Annotated in this window: 15 protein-coding genes; all 15 read left to right on the top strand. The window is 31.2% G+C overall.

Going from position 1 to position 15,128, the window contains the following annotated elements; all coding sequences use genetic code 11:
* The first annotated feature begins 19 nt into the window (after positions 1-19).
* Positions 20-715, top strand: coding sequence for a DUF268 domain-containing protein (locus ACN1CD_RS14560; RefSeq protein ID WP_419131109.1), 696 nt, complete (start codon positions 20-22; stop codon positions 713-715).
* Entirely contained in the window at positions 715-1,554 is an 840-nt protein-coding gene (locus ACN1CD_RS14565; RefSeq protein WP_419131110.1) for an alpha-1,2-fucosyltransferase, read from the top strand. The genes ACN1CD_RS14560 and ACN1CD_RS14565 overlap by 1 nt, the downstream gene beginning before the upstream one ends.
* Positions 1,539-2,453, top strand: coding sequence for a glycosyltransferase family 2 protein (locus ACN1CD_RS14570; protein ID WP_419131111.1), 915 nt, complete (start codon positions 1,539-1,541; stop codon positions 2,451-2,453). Before ACN1CD_RS14565 ends, ACN1CD_RS14570 begins: the two co-directional genes overlap by 16 nt.
* A gap of 73 nt (positions 2,454-2,526) precedes the next feature.
* The gene (locus ACN1CD_RS14575) at positions 2,527-3,510 is read left to right on the top strand and encodes a glycosyltransferase family 2 protein (protein ID WP_419131112.1); all 984 of its coding nucleotides are present in this window, start codon (positions 2,527-2,529) and stop codon (positions 3,508-3,510) included.
* Positions 3,511-3,614: 104 nt separating this feature from the next.
* The gene (locus ACN1CD_RS14580; protein WP_419131113.1) at positions 3,615-4,544 is read left to right on the top strand and encodes a glycosyltransferase family 2 protein; all 930 of its coding nucleotides are present in this window, start codon (positions 3,615-3,617) and stop codon (positions 4,542-4,544) included.
* Positions 4,528-5,427: a hypothetical protein gene (locus tag ACN1CD_RS14585; RefSeq protein WP_419131114.1), complete on the top strand. Its 900-nt coding sequence runs from the start codon at positions 4,528-4,530 to the stop codon at positions 5,425-5,427. Before ACN1CD_RS14580 ends, ACN1CD_RS14585 begins: the two co-directional genes overlap by 17 nt.
* Before the next feature lie 6 nt (positions 5,428-5,433).
* Positions 5,434-6,357 carry a glycosyltransferase family 2 protein gene (locus ACN1CD_RS14590; protein ID WP_419131115.1) on the top strand — a complete coding sequence of 308 codons (924 nt, stop codon included), beginning with the start codon at positions 5,434-5,436 and terminating at the stop codon, positions 6,355-6,357.
* A complete protein-coding gene (locus ACN1CD_RS14595; protein WP_419131116.1) occupies positions 6,354-7,592 on the top strand; it encodes a glycosyltransferase in 1,239 nt (412 codons plus the stop codon). The genes ACN1CD_RS14590 and ACN1CD_RS14595 overlap by 4 nt, the downstream gene beginning before the upstream one ends.
* Positions 7,582-8,571 carry a hypothetical protein gene (locus tag ACN1CD_RS14600; protein ID WP_419131117.1) on the top strand — a complete coding sequence of 330 codons (990 nt, stop codon included), beginning with the start codon at positions 7,582-7,584 and terminating at the stop codon, positions 8,569-8,571. The genes ACN1CD_RS14595 and ACN1CD_RS14600 overlap by 11 nt, the downstream gene beginning before the upstream one ends.
* 29 nt (positions 8,572-8,600) lie before the next feature.
* Positions 8,601-9,470: a hypothetical protein gene (locus ACN1CD_RS14605; RefSeq protein ID WP_419131118.1), complete on the top strand. Its 870-nt coding sequence runs from the start codon at positions 8,601-8,603 to the stop codon at positions 9,468-9,470.
* A gap of 11 nt (positions 9,471-9,481) precedes the next feature.
* Positions 9,482-10,516 (top strand): glycosyltransferase family 4 protein, encoded by a 1,035-nt coding sequence (locus ACN1CD_RS14610; protein WP_419131119.1) that lies wholly within the window; start codon positions 9,482-9,484, stop codon positions 10,514-10,516.
* Positions 10,497-11,747, top strand: coding sequence for a glycosyltransferase (locus ACN1CD_RS14615; RefSeq protein ID WP_419131120.1), 1,251 nt, complete (start codon positions 10,497-10,499; stop codon positions 11,745-11,747). Before ACN1CD_RS14610 ends, ACN1CD_RS14615 begins: the two co-directional genes overlap by 20 nt.
* Complete coding sequence (locus tag ACN1CD_RS14620; RefSeq protein WP_419131121.1) at positions 11,748-12,953, top strand: hypothetical protein; 1,206 nt, start codon at positions 11,748-11,750, stop codon at positions 12,951-12,953.
* On the top strand, positions 12,950-14,251 hold the full coding sequence (locus ACN1CD_RS14625; RefSeq protein WP_419131122.1) for a glycosyltransferase: 1,302 nt from the start codon (positions 12,950-12,952) through the stop codon (positions 14,249-14,251). Before ACN1CD_RS14620 ends, ACN1CD_RS14625 begins: the two co-directional genes overlap by 4 nt.
* Entirely contained in the window at positions 14,226-15,104 is an 879-nt protein-coding gene (locus ACN1CD_RS14630) for an FkbM family methyltransferase (protein WP_419131123.1), read from the top strand. The genes ACN1CD_RS14625 and ACN1CD_RS14630 overlap by 26 nt, the downstream gene beginning before the upstream one ends.
* The last annotated feature ends 24 nt before the right edge of the window (positions 15,105-15,128 follow it).

A 15,128-nucleotide genomic window follows, 5' to 3' on the forward strand; every position in this document is an offset into this window, starting at 1 on the left:
GGGCAAAATCAAAAATCTGTTGTCAAAAAAAGAATTATCAAAATTTGAGCAAGATTTTTTGACTTTTAATTTATTAGATAAAAACCAAAAGCTGTTATGTACCTGGTCTGATATCTATCCATGCCTTGAAGACAACACTGAAACGACAGGATTTGATGCACATTACATTTATCATCCGGCCTGGGCTACAAGAATTATTAAAAATATCAATCCAGTTAAGCACATTGATATATCCTCAACATTACATTTCTGTTCAATTCTATCAGCCTTCATTCCAGTAGAGTTTTATGATTACAGGCCCGCTAATCTAAATTTGAGCAATCTTTTAAGCCAAAAAGCAGACTTAACTAATCTTTTTTTTGAATCAAATAGCATCGAATGTTTATCCTGCATGCATACCATCGAACACATTGGTTTAGGCAGGTATGGGGACCCTATTGATCCAGAAGGAGATTTAAAAGCTATAAATGAGATTAAAAGAGTAGTAAAAAAAGGTGGATCAATACTATTTGTTGTACCTGTTGGAAAACCGAAAATCATGTTTAACGCACATCGAATATATGATCCAACAATGATTTTAAATTATTTCAGCGACTTCGAACTTAGAAATTTTTCTCTAGTTACAGATCAAAACAATTTTATTGATGGAGCAAAAATAAATGAGGGTTCTACTCAGAATTATGGCTGCGGTTGCTTTTGGTTCATTAAGAAATAATGATAATTGTTAAATTACAAGGAGGCTTAGGCAACCAAATGTTTCAGTATGCAGCTGCCAGAAGTTTATCTAAATCGGGTAAAGTATATTTTGATTTCGCCTTTCTGCTTCAAAATAACACCACAACCGAATCATTTACCGCACGTCAGTTTGAACTGGGTATTTTTGAACAACTTAATACTCGTATTGCCAGCAAATATTTCATCAGGTTAATCAAATCGAAAAGAAATATTCTTAAAGGTATTTCACCTCGATATGAAGAAGTCAACGATGAAAACTTCCTAAATATTCTTGACACCAATTCAACAAATCTTTATCTAGATGGGTATTTTCAAAACCCTATTTATTTTCAAGACTTAAGAACGATGTTACTAAAAGAATTTACATTTCCAAAACTGTCAGGTTATTCGAAAGAAATTGAATTAAAAATTAAACAGACAAAATACCCTGTTGCAATACATATTCGTCGAGGAGATTATATTAAGCCAGAAATTCAGAATTATCATGGAATTTTAACTCTAAATTATTATAAACAAAGTATTGAGAATATTAAAAGTAAAATAGAAAATCCAATATTTTATATTTTCTCTGATGACACTGAATGGTGTGAAAATAACCTATCATTTATACATAATAAAAAAATAATTTCAGGTACAACCCAAGCATGGGAAGATATGTATCTAATCTCCAGATGTAAACACCAGATCATCGCAAATAGCAGCTTCAGCTGGTGGGGGGCATGGCTAAATCCTAATCCGGAAAAGATGGTAATAGCACCGAAAAAGTGGTTTAATAATATTGAGTCAACTATTTTACCTGCAGAATGGATAAGCCTATAGTATCAGTAATTATGCCTGCCTTTAACGCAGTATTATATATTAGTGAAGCAATAGAAAGTGTGATTAACCAAACTTTTAGAAACTGGGAGCTCATCATTATTAATGATGGATCTACTGATGCAACAGAGGAAATCGTTTTAGATTTTGAAAGAAAAGACAAGCGTATCAAGTATTTATTTCAAGAAAATGGCAAACAGGGTAAAGCCAGAAATTTAGGAATAGCTAATAGTATTGGAGAATATATTGCTTTTTTAGATGCTGACGATTTATGGGTAGACAATAAGCTTGCCACACAAGTAAACTATTTAATTGCGAATCATAAAATAGATCTTATATTTTCACAGGGCTATCTTTTAGAAAAGGATAAATTAACTGATTTCGATATCTTAATTAAGCCGTTATGGACGATTACGGATATACCTTTATTTATTGAAAAAAATCAAATCCCAATTTTATCAGTCGTGGTAAAGAAAACCTGTCTAATTGATGTTGACAATTTCAGTGAAGATTTAAACATTCAAAATGTGGAAGATTATCATTTATGGATAAAGCTATTAATTAACCAATTTAAATTTACATCAATTTCAGATAGGTTATTTTATTACAGAATTCATTCAGATCAGAATACTTTTAATAATAACAACACATTTTTACCTATCGTGAGAATGTTTAGATTATTGCATGATGAAAATAAAATTTCAAATTGGGAGAAAAACGTCATCATCCGCTTAAAATGGATACTATTTGATTCCAAAGCAAAAGAAGAGGCGACCAAACTTATAATAAAATTATTAAATTCCATTAATAAGTATCTAGCTCTATTAATGATTTTGACCTTAGAGATATCGTCTAATAAAATTAGAACGAAGATTATTTTTAAAATAGCTTCATTGGTATGAAATTTTAATAATCGTTTTTAACTTATGGTTTCTATTATAATAGAGCACTTTACGCATAAAAAAATTGAATAATTTGTTTAATACTGAGCGTAATGCAAAAACCCCTAATCATTTGGTCTCAGTTATAGTGCCATGTTATAATCAAGTGGAGTTTTTAACTGAAGCTCTTAACTCTGTTTTAGCCCAAACCTATCAAAACTGGGAATGCATCATTATCAATGATGGTTCAACAGATAATACCCAAGAAGTAGCTTTACAATACTGTAAAAAAGATAGTAGATTTAAATATATAGAAAAGAAAAATGGCGGTTTAAGTTCTGCAAGAAATGCTGGATTAAAAATAGCCAAAGGTGAATTTATACAACTCCTGGATTGTGACGATATAATTCAATCTCAAAAATTAAACAAGCAGACTGAAATATTAATAAATAATAAACAAATAGATCTAGTTTATTCGGATTTGAGGTATTTTCAGTCTAGTAATCCGAATATTTATTATAAGTCATTTCATCTAACCGATGAAGATTGGTTACCTAAACTTTCGGGCAAGGAAGAGATTATTTTAAGTAGGCTAATCATTGGCAACATCATGGCATGTAATTGCCCTCTTTTTAGAAAGTCTTGCCTTAAGAAAACAGGTTATTTCAACGAAATTCTTTTCAATCATGAAGATTATGAGTTTTGGAACAGATTTGCATTAGCTGGCTTTTATTTCCATTATGATGATCAGCATAATACTAATGCGCTTGTTAGATTACATAAAAAAAGTATGAGCAGGAATTCAAAAATGGATATTGGTTTCATGATGGTTCAATTAAAACTCTTTATTGAATTACTTAAAGAAAACCATAAAATCCATGTTGATAAAAATTCTATAAGAAATCAAAAAAGAAAATTAACGAAACTATATTTATTAAATGAAATTAAGCGAGAACATTTATTCTTTATATTAAATTTCTACGAAAAAATTAGATTACCTATTCTTGGGCTGGTACCTAAAAAATTTAAATACCAATTCTTGATGTTCGATTTACAAGATTTATATAAATTAATTTAGTTGCATTGGTGATTATCATAACTAGAATTAAAGCCAAAATGCTGTAATAAATTATGAAAATAAAGAAAACATTCAATTTTAAGATTTTCATCCTTTAGATGAATATGTCCATACCTAAAGTTTCTGTAATCGTTCCCAATTATAACCATGCAAAGTTTTTAAAACAGCGTTTGGATTCCATATTAAACCAAACTTACCAAGATTTCGAAATTATCATACTTGATGATTGCTCCACAGATAATAGCAGAGCAATAATTGAAAGCTACAGAAATAACAAAAAAATCACAAAGATTGTATATAACACAAATAACAGTGGAAGCCCATTTAAACAATGGAAAAAAGGGATAGAATTAGCTAAGGGTGAATATATTTGGATTGCAGAGAGTGATGATATTGCAAATTTTTCCTTCTTACAAAAAATGATATTAACTATCCAAAAATATAAAACTGCATCATTAATTTTCTCGGAATCTGAATTAGATATTAATTTTTTTGATCAGAATATCACAGAAAGGATTGAACATATATACGATTTAGGTGAAAATTTTATCAAAAAAAAGATGCTTTACAATTGTTCCATTATAAATGCAAGTGCTGTTTTATTTAAATCTAATTCTGTCGATAATTTTATTTTAGAAGAAATAACGAAGTATAACTCCACAGGTGACTGGTTGTTTTGGAACTACTTAGCTTCTAGAGGTGATGTTATAAATTTAATAGAGAAATTAAATTATTTCAGGCAAAATTCTTCCAATATAGTTAAGCAAAGAGGAAAAGATGCAATCTTCTTATTTGAAGGATTTAAAGTAATCTTGTTTACAGTAAAAATCCTAAAAATAAATTTGGGTTTATCACATATTAAATTATGGTCATCTATATGGGCGCAGTACTATCTAAGTAATGTAGCTTCATTTCGTAAAAATTTTTATACTGCCATAAAAACATCATATCTTATACCTATCTATTTCATCTATTACTATTGTAAATATCTTCTTACTAATACAAAAAACATAAACATTGCAACAAAAAACTAAGATCTTCTCTATTTGCACTGGAGATTATAAATATGGTGTATTTGCCCTAATTAATTCTATCAGACATTGTGGCATTATAAACGATATTATAATAGGTACGGATAAAATCATACCAGAATTAGAACATATCATAGGTGTTGAGCAATTGATTATTGAATCTGAGTGGAATGGCTTAAATTTAAAATCAACTGTTATCTTAGAGAGTGAATGTGATCACTTTGTATTTTTCGATTCTGACATTATAGTGACTTCTGCAGATTTTTTCAAGGAGATTGAGCTATTAATAATAAAATCTAAGTTCGTAGTTTGCATTGACGGAATTGTCAGTGGCAATGAATATCGGAGGATGTATTGGAATGATATTTATCCAAGCACATTAGCTAAACGTGAATACCATAATTTTTACTATAACTCAGGCTTTTTTGCAGGAAGTTATTTAGAACATAATTATATTCTTAAGGATTGGAAAAAGCTGACTCAAAAATATCTAGATCCTAAAGCCTATCTGTTTGATAATCCCAAACTGCCTATGGCAGATCAAGATCTTTTTAATGCTATCATCCAAACCTTGCCGCTAGACAATTTAGTATCATTACAAATGCCAGATTGGAGAGCTATCAATTTGGAAGACTTTCCTTTCTTTCATATTGGAAATTTTAGACCTCATGCCTTTTTACATTGTACTGGAAATTTTAAACCTTGGAAAATTAAAAAGGTACCTGCTCAAAGTCCTACATTATACGATGAACTTTGGTTTAAATATGTAACAGATCCTACAAATCCCATTACGCCAAAAATAATTTTCCCAAGGGTTCTGAAACTATGGTTTAAAAGAAATATGCTATCTCGCATTCTCGTAAAGATTAAAAAGACTTTTCATTAGTATAATATGGTATCAGTCATTATACCAGCATTTAATGCCGAAAAAACAATCGAAGAAACACTTAATAGTATTTTTAAGCAAAGTTTTAAAGATTTTGAGATTATCGTAGTTAATGATGGATCAACGGATCAAACCTTAAAGGTCTTAAATCTCTTTAAATCAAAAGTTAAAATTATTAATACTCCAAACATGGGAGTAAGTTATGCTAGGGAAAATGGATTGAAGTATGCTGTTGGAAATTTTATTCAATTTTTAGATGCCGATGATATATTAAGTCCTAACAAATTCAACATTCAACGTAAAGCCTTAATTGATAATAATGCAGATATTGCATATGGAGATTGGCAAAAATTTCATACAATAAAAGATCAGATTATCATTCTGGAAACGGTAAGGAAAAAATTAGAAAATGATTTGGAAAGATCATTATTCACAGATTTCTGGTGCCCACCTGCTGCAATAATGTACTCTAAAAAAATAGCTGATCAATTAATTTGGAAAAAAAACCTTCCCATCATTCAAGATGCAAGATATTTATTAGATGCTGCGATTATTGGCGGAAAATTCATTTATACTCCAGGGGTTATGGCCTTATATAGAGATAATCAATCTGATTCACTTTCTAAAATTAGCGAGCTGAAATTTGTATCCGACTGTTTGACTAATGCAATAGAAATCTATAATATTTGGCTTGGACAAAATAAATTTACAATCGAACGCCAACAAGCAGTAATTGGAGTACTACGTTATTGCATTAATCGATTAACAATATATGATAGAAATTTAGCTGAGAAAGCAATAAATTTTCTATTAAGGATAGACTCCAAATACATTCCGTTTGAAAAAGGATATTTAAGATATATTTCAAAGGTGTTTGGTTATAAAAATGCTGAGAGGCTAGCTGGATTAAAACGAAGGCTCATTAAATGAAAGTTCTTCTAGGTACGCAATATTATTATCCCCGAAGTCTGGGGGGGACAGAGCGATATGTATTGGATTTAGGGTTGGAGCTTAAATATTTAAATATTGATGTTGCTATATTAAAGGTTGGTCATGAGCCTGATTACTATTATGATGGTATAAAAGTATTTGTTATACCTTACATAATAGGAAATGGGGAAAAGATAAATAATTTCAAAGAATTCAATGAAGTGTTAGATATCTTCCAGCCCGATATATTTCACCTTAATACACTGCATCCACATTTAAATGGAAATCATATAAAGTATGCAAAAAAAAGAGGAATAAAGTGTTTTTTTACCGCACATCTACCTAATGTTACTTGTCCAAAGGGAGACTTACTATTAAACAATGAAATACAATGTGAAGGATATGTAACGCCTAGAAAATGTTTAAACTGTATGCTAATCAGTAACAATAAAAGAGGCAACATTATTACTGATATAGTATTGGCAATATCAATATTATCTAAAGTTAAAATTAAATCTTCTGCGATAGACGCTATCATATATACAAGGATACAAAAGCAACTCTTGGCTGATAACTCTACTAAAATGTTTGTTCAATCCGATTGGCAAAAAAAAGTATTAATTCAAAATGGCTTCAAAAATGAACATATTAAACTGATAAAGTTAAGTATTAGTGATAGCTATCTTGCTTTTAAAAAAGAAGTATCTAAAATATATGATATCTGCTTTATTGGAAGATTTTCTGAGGAAAAAGGATTGTCAGTTTTACTTAGGGCATTGCAGACTGTTAATACAAATTTGAAAATTTGTATTATTCTATCAATCGTGGATAAAGATAAGCCTGATATTGAAAAATTAGTAAAAGAGAATCATAAACATCAATTTGATTTGCATTATAACATTAGCAAAGAAGCTATTATAAACAAATTAGATGAAAGCAAAATACTTGTAATTCCATCAGTATTTGTAGAAACAGGTCCTTATGTTTTACTTGAAGCATTTTCTAGGGATGTCCCAGTAATCGGTTCCAATATCGGAGGTATGAAAGATATGATTAAAAATGGAAAGAATGGATATCTCTTTGAATTGCGAAATATTAATGAATTAGCCGAAAAAATAATGCTTTTGGTATCTCAGATCGAGAATAAAACCTTTAAATTCAAAATTAACACCACAATTTTGAGTAGTCAGGGATATGCACACAAAATAATAGAAACTTATAAAAATGTCCATTAAAATTAATCTTTTCTATCAAGAACCTGATCCTGATAGATGGATTCTATATGATAGATACCCACGAAGAATTATTAGAAGACTAATAAGAGGCAAAAGGAGACCAGGAGGAGTAATGATGATTGCTATTGAGCTTATGAAGGGATTGGACAAACTCGGAATTCCGTATCGCTTCAATGACTTTAACTTTGCAAAAAATAACCCAAAAGAATTAATTGGTGTAATTGGCAAACCTCAATTGATATTTAGAAACAAATTTAAAAATCCAATATTATTTGGTTCTGGAGTTTTTTCTCATCCAATAGATTGTCCAGATCTATTTATAAACTATCCAAATGTTAAAAAAATATTAGTGCCTGGCCCATGGATGAAAGAGATGTTTAAACCATATTATGGTGATAAAGTTTTATCATGGCCAGTAGGTATAGATACAGTAAAATGGAATAAGAAACTTAAAAAAAGTAATACGAAAGATTTTATTATTTATGAGAAGTTCTTATGGAATAAAGAGCATAATTTTAAAAATATTCTTGAACCAATAAAAAAAATACTGTCTCAGCATAAACATACCTATGAAATAATTCATTACGGCGAATATTCACATGATGAACTCCTCAAAAGGTTGAATGAATCAACATACGCAATATTTTTAGGTGAACATGAAACTCAAGGACTTGCTTACCAACAAATTTTATCAACTGATACACCAATACTTGCCTATGATAAAAATGGGGTATGGCCAGATCCGAGTTATTATCCTAAAATAATTTTCAAACCTGTTACTTCTACCCCTTATTGGGATGATCGGTGTGGTATAAAATTCAATTCTATCTCAAATTTTGAAACAAAACTAGAAATGTTTAAATCTAAATATGAGAAAGGAGAATTTGCACCAAGAGATTTTATTTTAGAAAATTTGACACTTGAAATTTGTGCAAAGAGATATTATGACATCTATTGTTCTTTATCAGAAAAAGTATAATAAATTTTAGACTAAGACTTTTAATTGGAGTGAAAGACATAACATTAATACTAAATGCTGCCCCTTCAGATGCAGATTATGCAGAACTAAATATCATACATTTAATTAAACAGCATTCAAGTATATCAGAAAGAATTTTAATAATTGATACTTCCAAAACGAAGCATGGAAATGAATTAAATGAAGATTATCAAAATAAGCTTGATAAGATTATTGCAATAGCAGAAAAATTATTACGGAGTTCACTAATTACACAAATAATATATACTCACTCATATATCAATTTTAATACCTTATACAAAAAGTTTTTAAATAAATTTATTGAATCCAAGCATGAATACGATTATAGAGGTGCCCCAATAGGAGCATATTTAATTGGTTTCGATCTAACCCAAACAAAATTTCAATTGAGGTATGATATTGATATGCTTCTACATCAGCCAGATGTTGTAGATTGGACGGAATATGCTATATCAGTAATGAATAAAGATGTTAGAATATTATGTTCGTCGCCATCAACTGCACCAAAAAAGTACAATAACTTATTAAAGGATGAAAAATTTTGTTGGTTTAGTACCAGATGTTCACTAATTAACATGGAGATATTTTATAAAATGAAACATTCTTTAAGTATTCAATTTCGTATTCAATCATATTTAAGAAAATTTTTAAAAAAATCTTATCCGCCAGCATTTGAAACTATTGTTTACCAAATGATGTTAAAAAATAAAGTTACCAGCCTTTATATCAATAGCCATAAAGCATATCTTCTTCATCCTGAAAATAAAAATGCATACTATATAAATATTTTACCAAAAATAATATCATGTATAGAAAATAATAATATTCCAGATGAGCAATTGGAAAAAGAGTATATAAATCTTTCAGCGTGGACTTAATTTAACTATAATTGAAAATAGCCATCATAGCCGATCCGGAATTACCAGTTCCTCCCTTATTTTATGGCGGAATTGAACGCATTGTAGCTATGCTTATAGAAGGCTATGTGAATTTAGGCCATAAGGTAAGTTTATTTGCACATCCAGATTCTGTAACAGCTGCTAAGCTTTTTGCGTATAAAGGTAAAACCAGTACAAAGCGATCAGACGTTTTAAGAAACTCATTTTTAATTAATAAAGAGTTGTTCAGCCATCGCTATGATGTAATCCACAGCTTTGGCAGGTTAATTTATATTCTACCACAATTGCCTTTAGGCATCCCTAAACTGATGAGTTATCAAAGGGAACCAACTATTAGCCAAGTTAGGAAGGCAAAAAGATTAGCTAAAGTAAATTCATTGACTTTTACAGGATGTAGTGCTTATATCAGCAATCAAATTGTACCCATTGCTCCTGCCTATCCTATTTTTAATGGTGTAGATTTGAGGATTTATAATTTTAATCTCAACATACAGAAAAATGCCCCACTTGTTTTTTTAGGGAGAATAGAGCCTATCAAAGGAACGCATATTGCAATCCAGGTGGCACAGGCCGCCAAAAAGAGATTAGTCATTGCAGGAAATATTCCTCCAGAATATACTTATTATTTTGAAGAGGAAATTAAACCCCATTTATCTAATAGCATCACCTACATAGGCCCGGTAAATGATGAACAGAAAAACACACTTTTAGGCAATGCCTTAGCATTCTTAATGCCAATTGAATGGAATGAACCCTTTGGTATTGTAATGGCAGAAGCCATGGCTTGTGGAACACCCGTAATTGGTTTTAATAAGGGTTCAGTGCCAGAAGTTATTATCAACGGCATAAATGGATTTAGATGTGATACACAGGAGGAAATGATTCAGGCTGTTCATACAATAGGATCAATTGACAGGAAAATGATTCGTGAAGATGCAGAAAAAAGATTCTCTTCTGAAGTTATTATTCAGCAATATCTAAATCTTTATAACAAAATTATTCATAATGAAGATTTCCATCGCTAACCCCACGGTAGCACCACATGTTAAACAAAATGTGCTAGCTTATCATGAAGGGAAGCAGTTAAATAAATTTTATACCACCTTTTTTTCTCATCCAGATTATATCTTTTCTGTTTGGCTTTCTGCTTTTCCACCGCTAAAAAAAGAAATAAAAAAAAGAGCTTTTGATCTTATTCCCATAAAATATTTTGAAAGTAAACCCCTTTTGGAGATCATCAGAAGCATCGCTGCCAGAAAATTAAATGCGAGAATAACAGATGCCATCTGGTATTATGCTGAACTGTCATTTGACCAATGGGTAGCCAGAAAAATTAACGCAAAAATAGATGTCATTCATACCTATGAACATTGTTCATTAGCCACTTTAAAAAAGGCTAAAGAACATGACATATACGTTATTTACGAACAATTGAGTCAGCACCATACTTTTTTTACCAGTGTGGCGCAGCAGCAGTTTTTAAAATACCCTGAACTTCAAAACAAAGACACTAATTTATTGATTAATGACAAAGCTTCCAAAAGAAATAGAAGAAGAGATGAGGAACTTAATCTTGCTGATACAATTTTATGTAATTCTTCATTCACAAAAAAAACATTAATACTGGCCGGAATTAAAGAAGAAAAAATAACAGTAATCCCTTTGGCATTTCCAAAACCAATTGATCACCATAAAACAAGGGATATAAGCGAACCCATAAAATTTTTATATGCAGGAAATCAATCCCTCAGAAAAGGGGCTCATTTACTTTATGAGGCTTGGAAAAGATGCAATTTTATTCCCGCCGAAGCAGAATTGTGGTTAATTGGAAAAATGGAACTTCCGCAGCATTTAAGAGATAATTTGCCGGGAAAAGTAGTGATTAAAGATACTATTCCACATGAAGAACTTTTAATGTTATACCGAGAGGCTGATGTTTTTGTATTACCAACATTAGCTGATGGGTTTGGAATGGTGATTACAGAATCAATGTCCCAGGGAACGCCTGTAATCACCACAGAAAATAGTGCTGGTCCGGATTTGATTGAACACCAGGAAAATGGCTGGATTATCCAGGCAGGTAATGTAGATGCATTGGTTGATCAAATGCAACAAATTATAAGTAATAGCAATAATTTAGATACTATAAGCAGTACAGCACTCAAAAGTGCACACCTTTGGCAGTGGAGTGATTACCGAAAAAGACTACGTCAAAAAGTAGAATCTCTATATGAAGAGAATCAAAATAAAGGTTAAATGATCATCAAAAAAATCTGTCTGATTACACCCGGCCATATTTCTTCTAACCCAAGGTTAGTCAAAGAAGCTATTGCATTGCACCATGCAGGGTGGAGTATCCATATTATTTTTACACAGTACATGGATTATCTGGTTTATCAAGATACAAAGATTTTGGAAGCAAATCCGGAATGGACCTATGACTACCTTTTGTGGACACCAACTCATAAAATTTTAAGGCTAAAAACAGCTATTGTCCAGAGACTTGCCAAATTAATAAGCCATACACTTGACATTTCGAACCTGCTCATCAACAGAAATTATTATTGGCAGCTTAAAACTGCGGTAGAAAGTCATGCCGATCTTTACATTGCTCACAATTTGACTGCACTTCCAGTTGCCGTTAATGCAGCAAAAAAAAATAAAGTAAAATGCGGTTTCGATGCGGAAGATTTTCATAGGAATGAAGCCAGTAACGATCCTGATAGCGCTGATGTTAGATTAAAAACATTTATCGAAGATAAATATTTAAAGCAAACAGATTATATTACAGTAGCAAGTCCATTAATCTACAAAGCATATAATAGTTTATACCCAAATTTAAACCCTATTATAATCAATAATGTATTTGAGTTAAAACATCAGCCAAAGTTAAACTTAGGTACTAAAACAGGCTTAAAACTCTTTTGGTTTTCGCAAACCATCGGTAAAAATCGTGGATTAGAAGATGTTATTGAAGCACTTAACCTGATTAATAATCCATTAATTGAATTGCATTTATTGGGGAGCTCATCAGTAGAAAATGCTAGCTATTTTAATCAGATGGCACATTTTGAAATCAAATACTATAGTCCCGTTTCTCCTGATCAAATCTTTGAATTGGCCGCTACTTTTGATCTGGGTTTAGCAATGGAACAAAATAGTCCATTAAATAGAGATATCTGTTTAACTAATAAAATTTTTACCTATCTGATTTCTGGACTGGCCATTATCGCTTCTGATACCCAAGCACAAAAAGAATTTATGACCTCAAATGCTCTTATTGGTGAACTTTATTCAATAGGAGATGTCACTGCTTTGGCTGATATAATCACCAAATTATTTAATAATCGGGACTTATTGAATATTTACCGGGAAAATTCATACGAACTGGCAAAATCAAAGTATAACTGGGAGAAGGAACAGGAAAAATTCTTAGCCATTATCAAATCGCTTTTAAGTTGAAAAAGGTTCTGGTCATTTCCCCCTATTTTCCTCCAGTAAACGCGGCAGATATGCAACGCATCAGAATAAGCCTGCCATATTTTTCAGCATTTGGATGGGAGCCTACTATAGTAATGGTAGATCCCAAATATACAGACCTGCCAACAGATATACTTCTGAATGAAGATATTCCTGAAAACATCAAAATTCACCAGGTAAAGGCATTACCAAAAAAATGGACGAGTAAGATGAGTTTAGGCAGTATTGCTTTACGCGCTTTATGGTTCTATAGAAGAAAAGTCAATCAATTACTCAAAAAAGAAAAATTCGACCTCATTTATTTTAGCACTACGCAATTCCCCGTATTAATTCTCGGCGCATATTGGAAGAAAAAATTTAGTATTCCATACATTATGGATATGCAAGACCCTTGGCATTCTACCTATTATGAAGATAAGCCAAAAGCAGAAAGGCCTGCAAAATATTGGTTTTCATCTCGTTTAGATAAACATCTGGAACCTATCGCCATGAACCATGTTGATGGTTTAATTAGTGTTTCACAGGCTTATTTGGATACATTGAATAAACGTTATCCACGGTTAAAATCGTTGCCCCAACAGGTGATTACCTTTGGTGCTTACCAAAAAGACTTCGAGCTGGTTCAAAAAAAACAGTATAAGTTTGATTTGCCATTTCAGAAAACAGATGGTCTCACGCATTTGGTTTATATAGGCAGAGGTGGTAAGGATATGAAAGACGCATTAACTTTATTATTTAAGGGCTTTAAAAAAGGGCTGGCTGATCAACATGAACTTTTCTGCAAGATCAGATTCCATTTTATCGGAACCAGTTATGCCCCGGCGGGAAAGGGCATTCAAACGATTATGCCGATAGCCGTAAAGATGGGAATTTCGGCATATGTGGAAGAGCAAACCGATCGCATCCCTTATTTTCAGGGTATTTTTACCCTCCTAAATGCAGATGGTTTAATCGTGATTGGCTCAAACGATGCCCAATATACAGCTTCAAAAGTATATCCCTATATTTCGGCAGAAAAGCCATTATTGGCATTTTTTCATCCAGAAAGCAGTGCTGCTAAAATCATTAAAGAATGTGAAGCTGGAAGGGTATTCTCGCTAAAAAATGAACATTTAGCAATTGATGAAATTAGCCAAGAATTATATTTAATGCTTTCAGGAAAGAGAAAAACAACCATAAACTGTTCTGTATTTGAACAATACAGTGCTAAAAATCTGACAAAGAAACAATGTCAATTATTTAATAGCGTATTAGATGCAGGCAATCTACCGAACAATTAGCTTTATTAATAATCATCCGTTAGCCAAAAAAAACCTTATATTGGCTTACTATAGATTTTTAAAATGGCAATTCAATTCTATCCTAAATAAAAATTTACAATCAGTTAATTTTATTGGTCCTATTAATTTTTTAGCAAAAAAAAGATTAACAGGAATAACAGGAAATATCTATACTGGCCTGCACGAATTTAACGATATGGGATTTTTATTGCATTTTCTAAAACAGGATGATGTATTTTTTGATGTTGGGGCAAATGTAGGCTCGTATACATTATTGGCATCATTTCGTAAAGCGAAAACTATAGCATTTGAGCCAATCCCAGAAACTTTTGAAATTCTCACAAAGAACATACAACTAAATAGTCTTCAATCTGATGTGACTTTAGTAAACAAAGCTGTAAGCAATAGATACGGTATTTTAAATTTCACAAATAATCAAGATACTACAAATCATGTAGTCAGCCATTCTGATGAACAAACTACAGAAGTTGAAATGATATTACTTGATGATTTTTTTGCAGAAAACAAACCTATTTTAATGAAAATAGATGTAGAAGGCTTTGAAACTGAAGTATTAAATGGATCACAAAGTTATTTATCAGATACTTCTTTAAAAGCAATTATTATTGAGTTAAATGGCAGCGGAAATAGATATGGTTTTAAAGATGATGATATTCACGCTAAACTTTTGAAGCATCACTTTAAACCTTATGATTATAATCCTTTTACCAGGATTTTAAAAGAACTTAATACCTATGGTAAAGATAATACCATGTATGTAAGGGATATCGAATTTGTTAAAAAAAGAATTCAATCAAGTGAACCCTTTAAGATTTTAAATCAGGTAATTTAAAAATTATATCAAATCCACTCCATT

The sequence above is a fragment of the Pedobacter sp. N23S346 genome (assembly GCF_048515415.1).
In the GTDB taxonomy this organism is placed as follows: Bacteria; Bacteroidota; Bacteroidia; order Sphingobacteriales; family Sphingobacteriaceae; genus Pedobacter.